This window comes from Candidatus Krumholzibacteriia bacterium, assembly GCA_035649275.1.
Classification (GTDB): domain Bacteria; phylum Krumholzibacteriota; class Krumholzibacteriia.
This window is the reverse complement of the sequence record DASRJW010000068.1, coordinates 1-20,186: the sequence shown is the minus strand read 5'-3', so window position 1 is coordinate 20,186 and position 20,186 is coordinate 1. Positions and strand designations below refer to the sequence as shown.

The window sequence follows — 20,186 nt, the reverse complement described above, 5'->3', positions numbered from 1 at the left end:
CGCTCAGGAAGGCGACCCGGCGAGGCTTCCCGTTCCACCTTTCCGCCCCGCCCGACCGGCGGCGCGGGCGCGCTGCGCTTCCCACAGACGGCGGGCGAGCCAGGCGATGCGAACGGACATGTAATAGGTGGCGGGCAGAGCGATGACGAGGAGCACCGTGCTCGAGGCGAGGCCGCCGATGGAGGTGAGCGCCAGATTCTCCCAGATGTCCTTGCCCTCGGTCATCTTGCCGCCGAGGAGATTCACCAGCCATCCCGGCATGGGGATGAGCAGCGGCGCCAGGCCGATCACGGTGGTGGCGCTGGTGAGCAGGATGGAAGAGAAACGGATGCGCGTCGCCCGCGCCACGGCGCGACGGAGCAGGGCCGGGCGCTCCTTCGCGTCCAAACGGTAGAGGTCGACGCCGCCGAGGGAGCGCCGCAAGCCGGGGAAGAGCGACGACTCCGCTTCCGGGTCGCCCCCCAGCTTCGCCTTCAGCACCAGGCTCGATTCCTGGCGGAAGCGGCTCGCCAGCAGGATGGCGTTCTTCACCGCCACCGCGAAGAGGAGCACGAGGCCGATGCGCGCCGACGAATCGAAGGCGTCACCGGTCATCCAGAAAGCGATGAACACTCCCACTAGGCTCATGGGCAGCGAGAACAGCACCAGGAGCGGCAGCGTGAAGCTCTCGTACATCGCCGCGAGCAGCAGGCCGATGAAACCCACGGCGAGGCCGGCGGCCAGATTGAGCTCCTCGTTCTCCTCCTCGCTGATGAACTCGTCCCGGGCCTCCTCGGCGCTGTAGCCGTACGGTAGGTCCATGCTGTCCAGGACGCGCTTGATGTAGGCCTGCCGCATCTTGTCGGTGCCGACGTACTCCCAGTTCACGAAGACGCTGTAGCGCTGATTCTCCCGGATCACCGAAGCCGGGATGGGGCGTTCCTCGAGACGCACGAGGTCCCCGAGGCGCACGCGCTGGCCCTCGCGGGTGACGAGCAGCTTCGACGCCACCTCGGCGTACTGGATGGTCTCGGAATCGTCGAAAGCGAGCTGCACCTGCTCCTGCTCGCCATCGATCTGCATCGTCCAGGGGAAGTCGACGCCGAGCAGGCGCCGCACCTGGCCGAGCACGTCGGCCACGGTGAGCCCGTACTCGGCCAGGCGCTCCCGCTGCAGAGTGATCACCGTCTCGTTCTGCGTCGTCCGGTCGCCCCACTGCAGGCCGCTGGTGATGCGGGCGTTGCGCACGCGCCGCTGCCGCTGGATGTTGTGCAGCGTGGTCTCGGCGATGGTGTTGAGTTGCTTCGAGTTGTATCCCGTGATCTTGACCAGCGAGTTGAGCGACGAGCCGGCGAAGGGGCCCTTGAAATAGGGCTGATCGGCGAAGCCGCGGATGAAGATGGAAACACCGCCGGTACGGTCGGCGAGGTCCACCCAGACATCTCGGTAGAAGGACGGCGTCACCGTGGAAAGGAGCTTCTTGTCGAACTCGACGCGGATGAAGCCGCGGTAGTCGAAGGTGGTCGAGTTCATCCGCACGCCCTCTTCCACCGGAGAGATGGAATCCTCGAACAGCTTCAGCGTCTCCGTGGCCAGCCTGATATCGGTGCCCGCCGGCAATTCCAGGTAGAGGAAGAGCTCCTCCTGGTCGGGGAAATGCCAGAAGCCCCCCTTCAGCACCTTGTCGCGGTAGACGAAGTAGGTGCCCCAGACGAGGACCGCCAGCGTCGCCGGCACGATCAGCCACCACAGGCGCTGGGTCCAATCGAAGAGGCGCTCCAGGATTCCCTGGCGCTGCTCGAGGTCGTGGCGATCCTCCACGTAGGCGTGCAGGATGCGGGCATCGGCGACGTCGTTGGCTCCGTCGGCGGTGCGGCGCACCAGGGGTTTCGCCCAGGCGCCGTGCAGCACCACCGGGGTCCAGCAGAAGGCCACGAAGAGCGAGCCCATCATGGAGACGCCGATGGCGATGGCGAGGGGCGTGTAGTAGAGCGCCAGGCGGCCGCTCAGGAAGATGAAGGAAGCGAAGGCGGCCAGGGTGGAAAGCGTCGTGGCGTAGATCGGGAACTGCACTTCCCGTGTACCCTCGAGGATGGTCTGCACCACGATGCTGAGCTTGGCGCGGCGCGACAGGTTCTCTCTTTCGGCCTTCTGCAACGCGTCCAGGCGCCGGTGGATGCCGTCCAAGACCAAGATGCTGTTGTCGAGCAGCTCCCCGAAGCAGATGGTGAGCCCGCTGATGGTGATGAAGTTCACCGAAATGCGCATGAAATAGAACATGCTGAGCGAGATCACCACGGCGAAGAAGATGGATCCCGTGACGATGGCGGTGAGACGCACCTCGCGCAGCGACAAGGCGAGGAGGATGAAGAGGACGAGGACGATGACGAGCGAGCGCACCAGGAGCTCGTAGAGCTTCTGCTCCAGATCCTTGCCCTGGTCGGTATCGATGTGGAAGTTGGCGGCGAAGGGAACTTCTTTCTCGAGTTGCGGCAGGGCCGCGCGGAGGTTGCGGCTGACGCCGACGGAGTTGGCGTTGCTGCGCTTGTCCACCACCACCTGCACCACGTTCCGCCCGTTGGCGCGGACGAAATAGACCGGGTCCTCGTGGGTCTGGCGCACTTCCCCCACCATCCCCAAGCGGAAGGTGCGGTCGCCGCGCTGTGCCACCGGCGCGTCGCGGAGCGCCTGCACGTCGACGGGGTCGCGCAGCGAGACGATCTTCTCCAACCCCTCTTGGCGGACGATGCCGGCGGCGAAGAGGTCGTCGAGACGGCCGACGGCGGTGAAGACCTCGTCGGCGCCCAGGCCGTAGAGATCGAGCTTCTGGCGGTCGAGCAGGATCTTGAGCAAGGGGCGCGCGCCGCCTTGCACGCGCGCATCGGCCACCCCGTCCACCCCGAGCAGGCGCGGCACGATCCAGGTCTCGGCCTGGTCGCGCAGCTCGTTCGGGTCGAGAGTGGATTCGAGGCTGAAGGTGAAGAAGTTCTCGGTCTGGAACTCCTCCGGGACGTGCGCCACCACCATGGGCTGGGTGGCCCCGAGGGGCAGGTTGCGGCGCACCGAACCCAGGTGCTCGTTCAGCTCCAGCCGGGCGAAATCGATGTCCACCTCGCGGCGGAATTCCACCTCCACCTGGGAGCTGGCGGCGCGGCTGGTGGAGCGCACTGATTCCACCCCGTGCACGCTGCGCACGGCTTCCTCGATCGGCAGGGTGAGGGAGCGCTGCACCGCCTGCGGCGAGGCGCCGTTCCAGTTGCTGGTGATCACGAGAGACGGCAGCTTGACCTCGGGAATCGCCTCCACCTGCAGGCGCGGCAGAGCGTAGATGCCGAGCACCACGAAGCTGGAGAAGAGCATCCAGGTGGTCACCGGGTGGCGGAGGAAGAAGCCGGTCATGACCGCTCCTCCTTCTGGACGCTGGCGGGCCGTATCTCGCCGGCGCCGGGCTCGAACGGGACGGCCAAGCCGGCAGCGGCACGAGCGTCGGCGACAGCAGCCTCGGGACGGATGCGGTGCGCCGACACGTACAAGATCGGGGTGTAGAAGAGGGTGAGGAGGGTGGCGATGGAGAGCCCGCCGACGATGGTGATCGCCATGGAACGCTGCATCTGGTCGCCGCTCCCCAAGCCGATGGACATGGGGAGCAGACCGAGCACGGTGGAGACGCTGGTCATGAGAATCGGGCGCAGGCGCAGGCGGCTGCCTTCGAGCACCGCATCCCACTGGCTGTGGCCTTCGTCGCGCAGGCGCCGGTAGGTGTCCACCTGGACGATGGCGTTGTCCACCGCGATCCCCACCAGGACCATGAGCCCGATCATGCTCATCACGTTGATCGAGCTGCCCGTGAGGCCGATGGCGAGCGCCGAACCGGCGAGGCCGATGGGGATGACGGCAGAGATGAGGAGCGGGTCGAGGAACGACTCGAACTGCGCCGCCAGGATCATGTAGACGAGAACGATGGAGAGGAGGAGCGCCCAGCCCAGGCTGCGGAAGCTGGAGCGCATGGCCTCACGCTCGCCGCCGGAAGCGTAGGTGACGTCGCCCGGGACGTCGAGCTTCTTGGCGATGGCGATGGCGTCGGTCCACACCTGGCCCGGCGAGCGGCCGTGCACGTCGCCGCTGATGGTCACCATGCGGCGCTGGTTGCGGCGCACGAGCTCGCGCACCGGGCGCTCCTCGTGCAGCGTCAGGAAGTTGTGCAACGGCACGGTCTGGCCGCCAGCGAGACGGATGGGGGTGGAGAGGGCGGCAGTGAGATCGCGACGCTCGTCCTCCGAGAAGCGCACGGCGATATCGATACGCTGCTCCACCTCGTTGAAGGTGGTGGCCTCGGCGCCCCCGATGCGGTAGCGCAGCTCCTGCGCCAGGGCGTTGGGATCCAAGCCGCTGCGCAGGATCTCTTCGCGGTCGAGCCGGACGATCAAGTTGGGGGTGCCGATGACGCGGTCCACCTGCAAGTTGGACAAGCCCTGCACGCCCTCGAGGGGCGGTACCAACCGCTCCGCCACCGCCACGGCAGTGTGCGGATCCTCGGCCATGACACCGAGGGTGAACGGCGCCTCGCCGACGGCGAGGATCTCGCCGAGGCCGACGCCTTCCTCGCGGAAGGCGAAGCCGATGCCTGGCATGGCGCGCAGGCGCTCGCCGAGCTGGCGCTCGATGCGCTGGCCATTGCGCGGCGCGTCGCGGCCTTGCACCAGCACGATGCGCATGCGCGCCGTGTGCGGCGCGGTGTAGTCCTGGCTTGCCGCGAGCGTCCGCTCGGTGCGCCCGACCTGGGTGAAGACGCTGCGCACCGCCGCATCACCTTCCAGGGTAGAGGCGATGCGCGCCGCAGTCGCCGTGGTCTCCTCGAGCGGCGTGCCGGCGGGTAGCTCGAGGTCGAGCCGGAGATCGCCGGAGGACCGCGCGGGCATGAAGCGCCGCTCGAGGCGCATGGCGAAGAGGCTGCAGAGCACCAAGCCCACGGCGAGGAGTGCCAGCATGCGACCGGGCCGTCGCAGCGTCCGCTCGAGAGCGGTGTAGTAGCGGCGGTGCATGGTGTCCAGGCCGCGGTCCAGGGGCCGGGAGAAAAAGCGCGGCATGGGCACCTGCCAGCGTAGCGCCCGGGCCGAGAGAACGGGCTGCAAGAGCAGCGCGGTGGCGATGGAGATGAGGAGAGAGTAGGTGACCGTGAGCGCTTGGTCGCGGAAGAGCGCGCCGGCGATCCCGGGCACGTAGACCACCGGGAAGTACACCGCGACGGTGGTGAGCGTGGTGCCGAGCACGGGGAGGATCATCTCGCGGCCGCCCTTCTCGCAGGCCGCCGCCACCAAGCGGCTGTACTCGAGAGTGGCGGCGGCGTCGCTGCCTGGAGGGGGGCTCGCGCGCCCGGGGAGGTGCCGGGTGATGTTCTCGAGCACGATGATGGAGTTGTCCACCAGGATGCCGGAGGCGAGGGACAAGCCGCCCAGGCTCATGAGGTTGAGCTTGACGTCGCCGAAATAGAGAAGGCCGAAGGCGACGAGGACGGAAATGGGGATGGAAAGTCCGACGGTGAGCGGGCTCAGGATGTCGTTGAGGAAACAATAGAGCATGAGGAAGGCGAGGAGGGCGCCGACGAGGAGCGAGGAGAACAAGCCCTGGAAGGAGGCGCGCACGTAGTCGGCGTCGCGATAGACATAGTTGTAACGGAAGTCGTGGTAGTCCTTCTGGACGATGGCCAGCGCTTCGTCCACCTTCTCGGTCACCTGGATGGTGTTGGCCTCCGGCTCCTTATAGAGGAGCACCGAGACCACCGGCTCGTTGCCGAGGAGCGTCGTTCCTTCCGCCTCTTTCACCGTGTCCAGAACGCGGGCGACGTCGCCGATGCGCACCGCGGCGCGACCGGGACGCACGATGTCCGTGGCCGCGATCTCATCGAGGGACTCGAACTCGCCGGCGATGCGCAAGCTGAGATGGAGAGGTCCCTGGCGGATCTTGCCGCCGGGGAAGTCGATGTTGCTGCGTGCCAGCGCCTGCCGGATGTCGTTCATGGTGATGCCGTAGATCGCCAGCTTCTCCGGATCCGGCTGCACCACGATCTCGCGGTCGGCGCCCCCCACGACCTCGGCTTGGCTGATGCCGTCCACCTGCTCCAGGGCGGGCTTGAGCACCTCGCGGGCGAAATCGGTGAGAGCCTCGATGCGGCGCTCGCCTTCCACGGTGAGCACCGACACCGGCCGCGAGGTGGGGTCCCAGCGCAAGATCAAGGGGCGCTCCGCGGCTTCCGGGAAATCTTCGCGGAAGGCGACGCGGTCGATGGCCTCGCGCAGGTGCAGGTTGGCGAAGTCCATCTGCGTGCCCCATTCGTACTCCACCATGATGGTGGAGACGCCCTCGCGGGTGCGGGAAACCACGCTCCGCACCTTGGGCAGGCCGGTGATGATCTCTTCCAGCGGCTGCGTGACCAGGCGCTCCAGGTCTTCCGCCGGGATGTCCTCGTAACTGGTGATGACGGTGAGGCGCGGGTAGGTGATGGAGGGCAGGAGATCGACGGGCAGCTTCAGATAGCCGATGACGCCCACGAGCGACAGGGCAGCGAACAGCATCAGCACCGCGACGGGACGCTGGATCGCCTGGCGGAGCATCTACTCCTCCGCGCTCGCGCTCCAGGCCACCGTCATGTCCACGACGCGCCGCACCTTGACCTTCGCATCGTGGGAGAGCGTCAGATGGTCGGAGACGACGACCAGCGTACCCTCGTCGAGCGGCCCTCCCTGCAGGACGCTTTCCACCTCGGCGAAGCGATCGTTGCGCAGACCCAGCTGCACGTACACCCACTTGGCCTGGTCGCCTTCGATCTTGAAGACCAGCGGGCGTCCGTCCCGGGTGAGGATGGCCTCGTTGGGGACCATGAGCTTGTCGGGGTAGATCTTGCCGGCGATGGCGGCGCGCACGAACATGCCGGGCTGCAGGCGCCCGTCGGTGTTCCGCACCCGCAGCAGGACTCGGCAGGTGCGGCTCTGCGGCTCGATGCTCGGGTTGATGACGTCCACCTTGACGCGCAGCGTCTCGTCCAGCGCCGGGACCACGAGCAGCGCCGGCCGGCCGAGCTGCAGGCCGCCGACGTCGGACTCCAGCACCCCGAGCTCGGCCTCGAGGGCGACGTTGTCCACCAGCGTGCACACCGGATCGCCCAGACTGAGGAGCTGGCCGACGGCGAGACGCAGCTCGGAGACCACGCCATCGAACGGCGCGCGGATGACGGTGCGCTCCAGGTTGAGCCGGGCACGCTCCTCGTCGGCACGGGCCAGGGAGAGGCCGCTCCGCGCTTCCACCAGCTCGCGCCGATAGCCGCCGTGGCGTAGCGCCTGGACGCCGAGCTCGAGCTCCCGGGCCCGGCGCTCCTCGCGGCTGATCTTGCCGGCCTTCTCCAGCTCGTCGAGGCCGGCGACCTTGCTATCCAGCACCCCCGGGTCGGTGGAGCCGAGGACGGAATCCTCCTCCACCGCGATGACGCCGAGCGCTTTCAGATAGCGCGCTCGCGCTTCTTCCATGGCGATGCGGTACTCCCGGCCGTCGATCTCGACGAGCACTTGGCCCTTGCGCACCGCCTGGCCTTCCTCGGCTAGGAGGCGCACGATGCAGCCCCTGACCTCGACGCGCACCAGCGTGCTGCGCCGGGCGCGGAGCGCCCCTTCCGCCAGCACCGGCACCACGAGGTCGCCGCGGGTGACGCGCGCCGCGTTCACCGTGGCCACCTGCTCGCGCACCGTGCGCTTGCCGTCTCCTTCCTCGCCTTCTTTGCCCTCGGACTCGCCGCTCGCCTTCTCGCTTTCGCCCTTCGCGGCGTGCTCCTTGTCGGCTTCCTCCTTGCCGGCACCCTCCTTGTTGCCTTTCTCCTCGTCCTTTGCCGCAGCTTGGACGGAGGTGGAGTCACCGGCGGCGCCGCCGGCGCCCGGGCTGCGCTTGCAGCCGCCCAAGAGGAGAACGAGTGCGAGGAGGCAGAAAAGTGACCGGCGCATGTTCTAGTTGCCTTTCGCGACCATCGGCGCTTCGACGCGGTAGCAGATGAGCTCCATCGGCGAGGTGCTCGGATCCTCTTCCTGCTTCTCGCCACCGCCGATCGAGGCCACGAGGGCATCCAGGAAACCGGTGACCACGTAGAGCCGGTCGCCGACGAAGAAGTACCCGTCCTTGTGCGGATCCCCCTGGCCGCGCAGCGTCACTTGACGGACGAAGCGGCCCTTGCTGTCGAAGACGTCGAAGACGCCGACCGTGCCCTTGGGCTGCTTGCGCATGCCATGGCTGCTCAGCACCCACAAGCTCCCGTCGTCGCGTGAGTAGAGCGCGCCGACGTCCGCGTCGTAGTTGTTGACTTCGACCTTCGCATTGGGAGCCCCTCGGGTGAAGGCTTCGTAGATGCCCTTGATCTCGGCGGCCTCCTCGGCGGTGCGCTGGTAGCGTTCGCAAGCTCTCTGGATGATGCGGTCCTTGCTGCCGTCGGCGTTGAAAACGGTGATCTCGTAGTTGTCGCCCAAGGCCACGTAAACGCGGCCGTCGGCGCCCGTATCCCACCGCCCGCCCTGTTCCCAGGTGCCGAATGTCTTCTCGTCGATGACGAGATTGGCGAACTGCAAGGTGCGGTCGAGCTTCGCGTAGCTGCCGCCCACCTTGCCCTTGAGGTCGACGCGATCGAGGGACACGGTCTGCGACATCTTGCCCGCGGCCTGGTCAATGGTCTGCAGCTGCCGCGCCAGGACGAGCTGCTTGCCGGCGAGGCGCCCACCGCGGAGCACTTGGAAGCCGCCCCCTTCCGGCGCGGGGAGAGGGAAATCGCCGGCGGGCTCGCCGGTCGGCTTCAGCATCACGATCTTTCCGGGCACCGTTTGCATCACGCCGAGGTTGCCGTCGGGCAGGAAGAACATGTCGCCGGGCCTCCGGAACTCCCCCGGGCCTTCGCCCTCGCGCCCAATCTTCTTCAGGAACTTGCCGCTCGGGTCGTAGACCTTGACCTCCGAGAGCTGGTTGTCGAGGACGTAAATGTTGCCCTTCGGGTCCGTGGTGACGCGCACGATGACGCCGAAGAACTCCTCCTCGTTCTCGCTCTCGCCGCCCACTCGCCATAGTTCCTTGAGATCCACCGTGGCCGGGGCTTCCATGCCGGTGGCCGGATTGGTGACGTAGAGAGCGCCGTCCTTCTGGGTTTCCTGTCCCTTCCAGCTTCCAGCCCCGGCCGGAACGACTGCTGCCGCCAGGAGGGCGATGCCGGCGGCGAGGGCGAGGAAGGTGGAAAGGCGCGGCACAGTGCCGAGTCGACGTAGGTTCCGTGCGGGCAACATGGATGCTCTCCTCTGCGAAATCGGCGTTTCCGGAGATCCTCGACTCCTGGGTCGCCGGGACCCTGGCGGCTCTACCGCTGGTCCGTGTGGGGCGCTTCTTGGGGCGGTCGGCGTGGTGCGGGGATTCCCCGTCCATCTACGCCGATGGAACCGGAACGGTTGCAGCGCCTTGCGCCTGTATGCCCCGGGCCTTCCCCTCTTACATCTGAGACAGGGTCGGCTGGATTGTACCGCATTCAGGGGCTCCCGCAGGTTCGTCTTGCTGCCACGCGGAAGCGAAGAACCGGTAACCTACCGCTCCAAGTCTCGCCGTGGCGGGAAGCCGTGGGACGCCAAGGGTATGAGCCGCGCCCGGAGGAAGTGTGAAGCTGCTTTGGACCGGGCTGCTGCTCGTCCTCCCAGGTTCCGCCCAGGCGGCGTTCACACCCAACCTCAAACCCAGCCTGGCGCTCCGGCCCCGGGGCGGAGAGATCCGCATCGACGGCAAGCTCGGTGACTCGGGCTGGCAGGACGCCGCCATGGCGGACAACTTCGCCGAGACCAATCCGGGCGACCAGACCGAGCCGGCGGTGGCGACGCGCGTTTGGATCACTTACGACGAGACCCACCTCTATGTCGGCTTCGACGCCGAGGACGACCCGCGCAGCATCCGCGCCTCGTTGCGCGACCGCGACCAGATCTGGCAGGACGACTACATCGGTCTCATCCTGGACACCTACGGCAACGCTGCCTGGGCTTACGAGATCTTCGCCAACCCGCTGGGGGTGCAAGGGGATCTACGCATGCTGTCCGGTGGCGACGAAGACCTGTCCTTCGATGTCGTCTTCGAAGCCGAGGCCAGCATCACCGACAAGGGCTATCAGGTGGAGATGAAGATCCCGCTGCAGAGCCTGCGTTTCCCCGATCGCTTCGAGCAGACCTGGCGCGTGCAGCTCTGGCGCACCCATCCCCGCGGCAGCCGCCGGCAGTACGGCTGGGCCGCCATCGATCGGGACGATCCGTGCTTCATGTGCCAGTTCGGCACGCTCACCGGCATCCAGGGGGTGCGCCCGGGCGGCAAGCTGGAGCTCCTCCCGGGGTTCACGGCGAAACAGGCGGGGAGCCTCGAGGACACTTCGGACCCGAACTCGGACTTCGTCGAGGGGGACGCCGAGGCCGACGTGGAGCTCGGCGTGCACTACTCCTTCACCTCGAGCAGCACGGGAGACCTGACGCTCAATCCGGATTTCAGCCAGGTCGAATCCGACGCCGGGCAGATCGACGTGAACACCACCTTCGCCCTGTTCTTCCCAGAGAAGCGGCCGTTCTTCCAGGAAGGCAGCGACCTCTACGAGACCTACATCAACGCCGTGTACACGCGCACCATCAACGACCCCTCGGTGGCGGCGAAGTTCACCGGTAGGCTGGAGCAGGCCAACGCCGGCTTCTTCGCCGCCCGCGACGTGCACTCGCCGACGATCATCCCGCTGGAGGAAAAGAGCGTCGTCCTCCCCGACGTGGGTGAAAGCATCTCCAGCGTGGGGCGCTACCGCTTCGACCACGGGGAGAACTCCTTCGCCGGGGCGCTCGGCACCTACCGCGTCCGGGACGACGGCGGCTGGAACGGCGTCTTCGGTTTCGACCTGCTGCAGCGGTTCTGGCGCAACTATCAGTTCGAGACGCAGTGGCTCGGGAGCTACACCGAGGAACCCGTGGATTCCAGTCTGACCGCAGGCAACGAAGGGACTTTCGACGGCGGCCGCCACACCATCGAGTACGACGGCGAGAGCTTCGGGGGGCGGGCAGGGTACACCAGCATCGAGCGCTCCGGCCGGATCTGGAACTTCGATCTGGAGTACCGGGAGACGAGCCCGACCTTCCGCGCCGACAACGGCTTCATCTCCCAGAACGACAACCGCCGCGCTTCCGTGGAGACGGGGCTCAACTTCCGCACCGACACGCGCTGGTTCGATTCGATCTTCCCGAGCGTCATGGCGGCGCGGGTGTGGAACTTCTCCGGCGCCCGCAAGGACGAATGGCTGCGGCCCGAGGTGGTGGTGCAGTTCAAGGCGCAGACGGAGGTGTGGCTCTCACGCCTGTGGAGCGAGGAGCGCTTCCGGGAGGTGGAGTTCTACGGCATCCGGCGCTGGGAAGTAGGAGCCGAGACGCGTTTCCAGGAGTACGTGCAGGGTGGCGCCGAGGTGGAATGGGGCAAGATGGTCGCCCGCGGCGAGACGCCGCCGGTGCTCGGCGACGGCGTGCGGTTCGAGGCCTGGGGGACGCTCCGGCCGCATACACGTCTCGTCATCGAGCCGACCTTCGAGTACGCCACCCTGGACCATCCGGACGGGTCGTCCATTTTCGACGGCTACATCGTCCGGGTGCGGAACAATTTCCAGTTCACCCGGGAATTCTTCCTGCGCTTGGTCCTCCAATACGATGATTTCGACCGCGAGTGGTCCATCGAACCGTTGCTCACCTACAGAATCAACCCGTTCACCATGTTTTTCGTGGGCTCCACCCATGCCCTCGCCGAGATCGGCGATGCCAGCCAAGGTGGTCCCGTCTACACCCAGACCGAGCGCCAGCTGTTCCTCAAGTTCCAGTACCTGTTCCGTCTCTGAGTCACAGCCACTCTCCGGCGAAGTCAACCTTCCCGTCTTCGCTCTTCCCACCTTCGGCGGAGGTGCTTTGATCCTCCGCGACTCAGTCGGCGAGGTGCGCCTCCAGGTACCACATCTGCTTGTCCAAGCCGCGGGAGACCTCGGTGAAGAGGTCCGCCGTGTCCTTGTCGCCACGGCCGTCGGCGGTGTCGATGGCCGCGCGAACCGCGGTGGCGAGCACCGCCAGGCGCTCGGCCAGCGCGCTCAGATGCTCCACGGCGCCGCGGGCCTCCAGGGGGTACTCCGGCAGCGTCGTGTGCGCCACGGCCGACTGCAGCGTGCCGTGGGCCTGACCGCCGAGCTGGACGGCGCGCTCGGCGATGAGATCCGCATGCTCCTGTAACTCCGTCGCCATGGAGTCGAACATCTCGTGCAGGGCGACGAACTCGCGCCCCTTGACGTTCCAGTGCGCCTGCTTGAGCTGCAGGGCGTAGTCCACCGTGTCGGCGAGACGCGCGTTGAGCAGCGCCACGATCTCGCCGCGCACGTTCTCCGGCAGCTGCAGCCGCGTCTTGCTTACTTTCGTCGCCATGTTGGGTTCCTCCTCATGCGTTGCGAGACGTACGGGGCCGGCAGCTCCGGCAGCGCCCGTGGAAATGCACCGAGTAGTCGGCGATCTCGAAGTCCTGGGCCCGCGTATCGGGCAACGGCAAGGCGTCGAATCCCGGGAGCACGAGGTCGCTCAGCCGGCCGCAGACGTCGCACACCAGATGGTGATGTCGTCCGGTGAAGGCATCGTAATGGACCGCGGCGCCGGGATGGCTGACCTTGGTCACCACCCCCAGGCGGACGAGCGTCTCCAGCACCCGGTACACCGTGGTGCGGGAGAGGTCCGGGTGCTCGCGCCGGAGAGCCTCGTGGAGCTGGTCTGCCGTGGGGTGGTCCTCGCGCGCCGCGAGGGCCCGCAGCACCGCCCGGCGCTGGGAGGTCACCGGCAGGCCTTGCCGCCGGCAACGGGCCTCGAACTCCTCCATCGTGGTCGGGCGGCGGACCGGCATCTTGGCACGTCGAAGCGGCACGAACGCCACCTCCTTCGGATGGAACTTAATACCACCCGGTACTAAATGTCAAGCGGCCGGCAGGGGCGTCGCGGGGCGAGACCGAGGCCGTGGAGCGAGAGCGAACGGATTGGTTCTTGCTCCCCCTGACTCAACGACTGTCGCAAAGGGGTCTTCGATGCCTGGGTGGTTGGACGGGCGGCTCCCGGACGCGCTCGCGGCCGCGGCGGTGGCGGGTGGTGTCCTGGCGTTCCTCTGCATGCTGTTGGGATTCGCCTCCGTGCGTTCCCGCCGGCTGCTGCGCTTCGTCGCCTGCTCGGTGCTCTCCCTCGTCCTCTCCCTGGTCGCCGCCTTGTCCGGGGCGGTGTCCGCCGGGATCCGCGGCTACCGCTCCCTCACGCACGAAGAAGTCGCTGCGCGCATCCAGGTCCAGCCTCTCGGTTCGCAACGGTTCCAGGCGCGCTTCGAGCTTCCCGACGGCCGCCGCCCGACCTTCATGCTCGCGGGTGACGAACTCTACGTGGACGCCCACATTCTCAAGTGGAAATGGGTGGCTTCATGGTTCGGCCTGCACACGCACTACGAGCTGGATCGCGTCACCGGCCGCTACCGCGAGCTGGAGGACGAGCGCACCAAGGAACGCACCGTGCACGGCCTCGCCCCGAGCCGGCGCATCGATCTCTTCCGCCTGGCGCGCGCCCAAGCCCGCCTCACGCGCCTTCTCGATGCGGAGTACGGCTCCGCCTCCTTCGTCCCCGCCGATCGGCCCGCGACCTACGAGCTTCGTGTCTCCACGACGGGGCTCCTGATCCGCCCGAGCAGTCCGTCAAGCTGAGGGTCCGCGCGAGCCGGATGCCTCGTCGGTCATGCGAGTCGAATGCCGCGAGGGCGGAGCTGGCGTTCCACGAGACCCAGGACCGCATCCACGGCAAGCGCTAGTGCGGCGGCGGGAATGGCGCCGGAGAGAATGAGGGTGGAGTCGACGCTTTGCACTCCAGAAACGATGGGCTCTCCCAGACCGCCGGCGCCGATGAAGGCAGCGAGGGTCGCCGTACCGATGGTGATGACCGCAGCCGTTCTCACCCCAGCCATGATCACTGGCGCCGCCAAGGGCAGACGGACCCAGCGCAAGACCTGAGACGGTGTCATCCCGAGCGCGATGGCCGCTTGCACCGTCTCGGGACTGGCGTCGCGCAACCCGGTGTAGGTGTTGCGGAGGATCGGGAACAGCGCGTAGAGCCACAAGGCCACGATGGCGGGCAGCTCGCCGATGCCGAAGAACGGCACCATGAAGGCGAGCAGTGCCAGCGACGGAATGGTCTGCGACGTGCCCACGAAGCGAATGAAGGTTTCGGCGCTGCGGCGGCGGCGCTCGAGGAGAAGTCCGAGCGGCACGGCGACGATGACGCCCAGGAGCAGTCCGGCGCCAGAAAGATAGAGATGTTGCAGCGTATAATGTCCGAGCTCGCGCCGGCCTTCCCACAGAGTGCGCCCGAGACCGCGCTTGTGCGCCGGGGCCGCGGGCACCACCCCGCTCTCGACCAGCCCCATGCTTTCCAACGCCCCTTGGGCGACCTGGTCGAGGCTCTCACCACCCGTCTCGAGGCGCAGGTTGAGCTGACGCATGGAGTCTGCCGAAAGAGCCTGCGTCATGAGCCCCAGGACGACGCCGACTTCCGGGTGGAGCTTTAGCGTCTCACCTCGAACCAGCGCCGCCGCCTCGTAGGGCGGAAAGAATCCCCGATCATCCTGGAGCACCACGAGGTCGTGGACGACGAGCCGGCCGTCGGTGGTGTAGACGTCCAGGCAATCGATGCTCCGTTCTCCTGCCGCCTGATACTTGAGCGCTTGTTGCATGCGCCGGACGGCCGCGAACCGCAGACCATAAGCGCGCTCGAGACCTGGCAACCCGTCGTCCCGTTCGGCGAACTCGTAACCGAAGCCAGCGGTCAAGCGCGGTGAGACCTGGCTGAGTTCGCTGATCGTGTGCAACCCGTATTGCGCCGCGATCTCCCGGGGCACGGCGAGCTCGAAAGAGTTCTCGAACCCCAGAGGCCCAATCCACCAGAGATTCCAGCGCTGCCTGAATTGCGTCCGCACGTGATTCCAGGTCCACTGCGCGTTGCCGCCGGGCGCTTCCTCCAGCAAGGTGACGAGCCCAGTCCCGGTGTATTCCGGGTACACATCGATGGCACCGGTGCGCAGGGCTTCGAAGCACACCTGCGTCCCGGCGAGTCCTAGGCGGCGCTCGACGATCAAGCTGGTTCGCGCTTCCAGGAGACGGGCGAAAAGCTCCGCCAGGAGACGGCTCTCGGCAAAGTTCTTCGATCCCACCCGGATTCTCCCCGACGTTTCCGTCGGTGCGGGATCGTCGCCGGTCGTCGCCTCGCAGCGGGCGCCGGGGGCAGCCAGGACCACGCACGCGATCATCGCGAGCACCGGCGCGAGGGCACCGTGGTGTTTGGTGGCATGACGGACGATCATTGCCGGGGCGCCCCTCGCAGGTGCCCCAGCAGCTGGCGCACGTAGTCGTCGGCCGGGCTCTCCAGGAGAGCGCGCATGGAGCCCGTCTGCAGGATCCGACCCTGACGCATGACGCTGATCCGATCGGCCAGCTTCATGGCTTCACTCAAGTCGTGCGTGACGAGCAGGATCGTCTTGCCCAGCTGGCGCTGGAGACGGGCGAACTCGTCCTGCAGATCCATGCGGGTGAGGACATCGAGGGCACCGAACGGCTCATCCAGGAGGATCACCTCGGGATCCGCCGCCAGGGCGCGCGCGAAGGCCACCCGCTGTCTCTGGCCACCGGACAGCTCGGCCGGATGGCGGTGCCGGTACTCCTGGGGCGGGAGTCCGACCAGGCGCAAGAGCTCGTCGGCGCGCCGCGAGCGGCGGTCACGCTCCCAGCCCAGAAGCCATGGCACGAGCTCCACGTTGCGCCCCACGTTCCAGTGTGGCAGCAGTCCGCCGTCCTGCTGCACGTAGCCCATTTGCCGGCGCAGCTGGATGGGATCCTGCTCTTCCAGGGGGCGTCCGCCGAAGCGGACACGGCCGCGGGTGGGTTCCTCGAGGCGATTGAACAGGCGCAGCAGGGTGGATTTGCCGCTGCCGCTCTCGCCGACGAGCGCCAGCGTTTCCCCGCGGGCGACTGCCAGCTCCACGCCAGCCAGAGCCTCGACACCGTTGGGGTAGCGCTTGCTCACGTGTTCGGCTTCGAGCATGAACGAGACGTCATTCGCCATCGGAACGATCCAAGTCGGACGAGTTCATGGAAGAGCTTGCTGGATCCCGCTGGAGAAGCGCGTATCATGCCTGCCTGCGCGGGAGAAGGCAAGGACTCGGCGGGGGCGGTGGTCCAGAGCGCGAAAGCGAACGCGGACATCGCCGCGGCGGCGATGGCTCGCTTCCGTCCTTGGCCGCAGTGGATTCCCCGGGTCGCCGAGGAATCAGCGGAACAAGGATTTCACCGCTGTCCAGGTCGTGGGGCTCACGGGAACGGAGGGCATGGTGACGCTGACGCCGGCGATCATCCAGCCCATGTGGTCGGTGCCGGTGACGATGGAGACGGTGTTGGTCCCGGTGACCGATTCGCCTTCCAGCTGGAGGAGGCTGGCGAGGAGGCCCAGGTTGTCGTCGATGGGCCCGCCGATGCCGACACCGTTGTACGCCACGATTTCGCCGGTGTTGATGGTGTCGTCGAGGACGGTGAAGATGGAGATGGTCGTGTTTCCGTGGCCGAGATCGTCGATGCTGGTGGATTCGGTCTCCGCGCCGATCTCGCCCACCTGACGCATCCCATCCACGAGCACCACGATGCGCGTCGGTTCGTTGATGTCCTCCCAGACGACGGCCAGAGCGACACCCGCGATGGCGCTGCCCGAAAAGACAGAGTAGGTGTAGCCGAGCTTGCCGGGGAGAACGAGGCTCGTCACATCCCATTCGTAGGAGTACAGGACCTGGATGACGGCGTCGCTCGCCGCGGGTCCCGTCGGGCCCAGATCGACGCCGCTGAACCGCGCCGAAAGCCCCGCTCCGTTGTTCACCTGGCTGGCATAGAGGGTGGCCTTCAGCACCGTAGCCGACGCCGGTAGCCTGGAGAGCGTCAGCGTTCCCGACGCGATCGGGGCATTGCCCCCGGCGGCTCCGGCGACCTCCAAAGCCACCTTCCCCGTCCGGCGGAACGAGGTGCTGAGGCCGGCGTTCGCGACCGCACTCGCCAGCACGAGGCCCAGCAAGGCAAGCAGAGGAATGCGGACCATACCTTCTCTCCCGTCTGGGCACACGCCGCCGCAGAGGAACTGGCAACCCCCGTGCCGCCGGGAGGTGGAGGGCCCGCGGGAGATGGCGGGCTGCACGAGGTGACGGGCTGCACGAGGCGGCGGCCTGCACGAGGTTCAGGCGTCTTCCAACAGCTTCTTGCGCAGGTTGGCCAGATTGATCTCGATGGATTGGTGGGAGTTCATCAAGGAGTCGAGGATCTCGTCGCGCGTTCGAGAGGATTGAGCGCGGCCACGGCGGTCTTCCAGGAACGGCCACAAGTGCTCGCGCAGTTCCTGGGGCAGAGCGCTCTCCAGGTATTCCAGCGCGGTGCCGCGCAGGATGGGATCGTCGGTGTGCAAGCCCTTGAAGGCGACCTGCAGTGGCTTCTTGTCGAGAGCGAGCGACAGCACGGTGAAGACGTGCTCGAGGCTGCGGTTGGCTCGTTGGCGCAGGTATTCGTCCACGATGGGGTTCTCGTCCCCCGCTTCGAGTCCATCCAGGAGGCGTTGGCTCTCCCAGACGCTGCGGTCCACTCGCGTCTCCCGCAAGGCGATGGCGAAGACGCGGTGCCGGTCGAAGGGGACGGAAGCATCGCGGTCGTGAATGCGGGCGAGGGCGTGGCCGCTGCGGAAGCGCACCTCGAAGCGCGGATCCAGGAGGCCTTGCAGGAGGCCTTCGATCACCACCCGCGAGCTGCTCTCGGCGAGGAGAGCGGGGATGCGGCGCCGGATGGCGAACTCCTCGCTCGCGTCCAGCAGGCGATCCACCAGGAGGCCTTCGATCTGCGGGCGAGCACGGCCGAGCGCCCGGGCCGCATAGGGATAGATCGCATCCCAGGCGAGGAGCGGCACGACGTGGGGCGCGAGCTCGGGGCCGATGGGGCCGGTCTCGAGCGCTGCGGCGACGCGGGCCGGATCGCCGGAGCGCAGCTCCTCGATGCGGAGGAGTAGGACGTCGTCGGTGCGGGGCCCGTGATCCCCGCCGCTTTCCGCCGCGGCCCGTGCGCCCGCCGCGGCAATCTCGCCCGTTTCGAGGCGGGGTAAAACCTTGGTGGCCAGCGTGGGGAGGACCATGGAGCGGTTCAAGGGATCCTCGAGCTCGCGGAGATCGATGCGATAAACGCCCGACAAGAGTCGCTGCTCGAGCTGGCGAACGTAGCCGCGCCGCAATCGGCTGGCGGCAGCATAGCCCACCAGAGCCAGCACCGCCGCGAGGAGCAAGAGCGCCGGCGCCACCATGGCTGCCGGCAAGACGAGCAGCAACCGTACGCAACCACCGCCCACCGCGTCCCCGGCGCGCTCGCAACCCACGTCGACGATCGCCTTGGTGGCCCGCTTGTCTCGCGGCGCCACCGGGGTGAAGAGCACCTCGTACCCCGAGCGGAAGAGGGAGTTCTGCAGCACCTGTTGCGCCCCCCTCGCCAGGGCGGCGGCGGCGATGCCGGGAAACGCCAGCGCCGCGGCGGCGCCAGCGCCGATGGTGAGCGGATAAGCGTTGACGCGGGCCGCCAGACTCAGGCGCTCCATGGGGATGCGGCTGGCGATACCCTGCACCAGGAAGGTGCCGACGCCGGTGGCGGTGTGGAAGATGGCGAAGAAGCGCAGCAAGGCAGCTCCCGAGTCGATGCTCGCCACGGCGCGCGCCTTGAAGACGTAATCCAGCAGGGCTGCGGCGGCAGTGGCCACGAAGACGAGGAGGGCGAGGTTGCGTAGGTACGGCGCCTTCTTCAGCGTCTGCAGCCCCTGCGCTGCTGCCCGCTCGGGGCTCGTTTCCCGGGCGCGCTCGAGCGCCGCAGCCGGTGGGCGCACGCGGAACAGGGTCAGAGCACTGTAGAAGTGCAGCGCCGCCAGGAGCGGCAGGATCCAGATGATGGGCAGCATCACCGCCACGCGCTCCGCCAGCACTCCGCCCAGCAAGCCGCCGAGGGTCGCGGCGACGGTGATCCTGCCGATGTGTCGTTTCGCCGAGCGCGGGTCGAAGGTCTCGTTCACCACTGACCAGAAGCCGGAGATCAGGAGCGCCCCCAGGGAGGCGACGTGTAGGTAAACGAGCACCGCCGTCAGGCGGGGGAAGGTGTGCGCGAGGCCCCACTCGCCGAGGAGGAGCATGGCGCTCCCGAGCAGTGCTCGGGGCACGAGCCAGGAGGGGTCGTGGGTGAGCATCGCGCGTGAGGTCAGTCCAACCATGACGAGGGTGAAGACCGCCGAGCCGATGAGCATCCAGGGCAACGTGGTCACGGGGAAGTTGGAGAGGTAAAGCGCGTCGCGAGCCGCCTTGCTGCCCACCTGCTCGGCGAGCAGCGCCGCGGCAGCAAGCGTGGCGTAGAGCGCCATCCTGTCGGCCGGCTGGCGCGTGCGCGCGCGGTCGCTCATGGGGCGAGTTCTCCGGCTCGAGGTCGCGGCATTGGCAACCCGTGGGTCGCAGCCGCTGGCTCTGGTTCGGAACAACCATAGCAGTGTTTCGGGGCGAGAGCAGTGCTTGGGGGCGAGGCAGCCCGGTAGCCGACTTGCGCCTCCCCAGGTAGCTCCATAAGATTCACCCGAGTAACAAGCCATCGAACCAAGGTCGGAAATCGCCCCACCCAGCTTTTCCGGGACCTCTCGTCCCGGAGCGGAGGTCGGGAGGAACCCGACATGACTTCCCGCGCAGGGTCAGTCCCGAGTCCTCGCCCCGGCCGGCAGTGTCGGCCCTTGCCGTCTGCGCCACGCGGGGGATGGACTGCGGCTGTCCTCGTAGCCGCGAGCCTCCTCGCTTCTACGGCGGTGTCGACGGCACGCATCGAGAAGTTCGTGACCAACGAGCCGCCGGAGACGCTCCTCACCAGCGGCCCGCCCGACTCGACCGCCGCCACGTCCTCGCGCGTCCACTTCTACTGGAACGGCACGGATGCTGACGGCACCGTGGACCACTTCGACTTCATCATGGTGGACCACCCGCGCTCCAAGGACTCCATCGGCCCCGGCGGCACGGATCCCGTGATCATCACCGTGCCGCTGCCGGAC

At 67.5% G+C, this 20,186-nt stretch carries 13 protein-coding genes; 3 read left to right on the top strand and 10 right to left on the bottom strand.

Annotated features, from left to right (window positions below):
• Positions 1 to 3: 3 nt before the first annotated feature.
• From VFE28_06725 to VFE28_06710, 4 genes are read right to left on the bottom strand one after another with little or no spacing between them, the layout of a single operon-like run.
• On the bottom strand, positions 4 to 3,378 hold the full coding sequence (locus VFE28_06725; protein ID HZM15679.1) for an efflux RND transporter permease subunit: 3,375 nt from the start codon (positions 3,376 to 3,378) through the stop codon (positions 4 to 6).
• The gene (locus VFE28_06720; GenBank protein HZM15678.1) at positions 3,375 to 6,590 is read right to left on the bottom strand and encodes an efflux RND transporter permease subunit; all 3,216 of its coding nucleotides are present in this window, start codon (positions 6,588 to 6,590) and stop codon (positions 3,375 to 3,377) included. Before VFE28_06720 ends, VFE28_06725 begins: the two co-directional genes overlap by 4 nt.
• A complete protein-coding gene (locus VFE28_06715) occupies positions 6,591 to 7,967 on the bottom strand; it encodes an efflux RND transporter periplasmic adaptor subunit (GenBank protein ID HZM15677.1) in 1,377 nt (458 codons plus the stop codon).
• A gap of 3 nt (positions 7,968 to 7,970) precedes the next feature.
• Complete coding sequence (locus VFE28_06710) at positions 7,971 to 9,284, bottom strand: 6-bladed beta-propeller (GenBank protein ID HZM15676.1); 1,314 nt, start codon at positions 9,282 to 9,284, stop codon at positions 7,971 to 7,973.
• 362 nt (positions 9,285 to 9,646) lie between these two features.
• On the opposite strand from VFE28_06710, the gene VFE28_06705 reads away from it, so the two are divergent.
• Positions 9,647 to 11,887: a DUF5916 domain-containing protein gene (locus VFE28_06705; protein ID HZM15675.1), complete on the top strand. Its 2,241-nt coding sequence runs from the start codon at positions 9,647 to 9,649 to the stop codon at positions 11,885 to 11,887.
• A gap of 82 nt (positions 11,888 to 11,969) precedes the next feature.
• On the opposite strand, the gene dps is transcribed toward VFE28_06705, so the two are convergent.
• Positions 11,970 to 12,458 (bottom strand): DNA starvation/stationary phase protection protein Dps, encoded by a 489-nt coding sequence (dps, locus tag VFE28_06700; protein HZM15674.1) that lies wholly within the window; start codon positions 12,456 to 12,458, stop codon positions 11,970 to 11,972.
• A 13-nt stretch (positions 12,459 to 12,471) separates the two neighbouring features.
• Positions 12,472 to 12,945, bottom strand: coding sequence for a transcriptional repressor (locus VFE28_06695; GenBank protein ID HZM15673.1), 474 nt, complete (start codon positions 12,943 to 12,945; stop codon positions 12,472 to 12,474).
• Between the two features lie 157 nt (positions 12,946 to 13,102).
• Between VFE28_06695 and VFE28_06690 the strand changes: the two genes are divergently transcribed.
• On the top strand, positions 13,103 to 13,759 hold the full coding sequence (locus VFE28_06690; protein HZM15672.1) for a hypothetical protein: 657 nt from the start codon (positions 13,103 to 13,105) through the stop codon (positions 13,757 to 13,759).
• Positions 13,760 to 13,788: 29 nt separating this feature from the next.
• Here VFE28_06690 and VFE28_06685 read toward each other — a convergent pair whose 3' ends face one another.
• The 4 genes from VFE28_06685 to VFE28_06670 form a co-directional block, all read right to left on the bottom strand.
• Positions 13,789 to 15,354, bottom strand: a complete 1,566-nt coding sequence (locus tag VFE28_06685; protein ID HZM15671.1) for a glycine betaine ABC transporter substrate-binding protein — start codon at positions 15,352 to 15,354, stop codon at positions 13,789 to 13,791.
• Positions 15,355 to 15,404: 50 nt separating this feature from the next.
• Complete coding sequence (locus VFE28_06680) at positions 15,405 to 16,166, bottom strand: ATP-binding cassette domain-containing protein (GenBank protein ID HZM15670.1); 762 nt, start codon at positions 16,164 to 16,166, stop codon at positions 15,405 to 15,407.
• 204 nt (positions 16,167 to 16,370) lie between these two features.
• Entirely contained in the window at positions 16,371 to 17,183 is an 813-nt protein-coding gene (locus tag VFE28_06675; GenBank protein HZM15669.1) for a hypothetical protein, read from the bottom strand.
• A 135-nt stretch (positions 17,184 to 17,318) separates the two neighbouring features.
• Positions 17,319 to 19,556, bottom strand: a complete 2,238-nt coding sequence (locus tag VFE28_06670) for a hypothetical protein (protein HZM15668.1) — start codon at positions 19,554 to 19,556, stop codon at positions 17,319 to 17,321.
• A 417-nt stretch (positions 19,557 to 19,973) separates the two neighbouring features.
• Here VFE28_06670 and VFE28_06665 point away from each other — a divergent pair.
• On the top strand, positions 19,974 to 20,186 hold a 213-nt coding region (locus VFE28_06665; protein HZM15667.1), incomplete at its 3' end, for a hypothetical protein.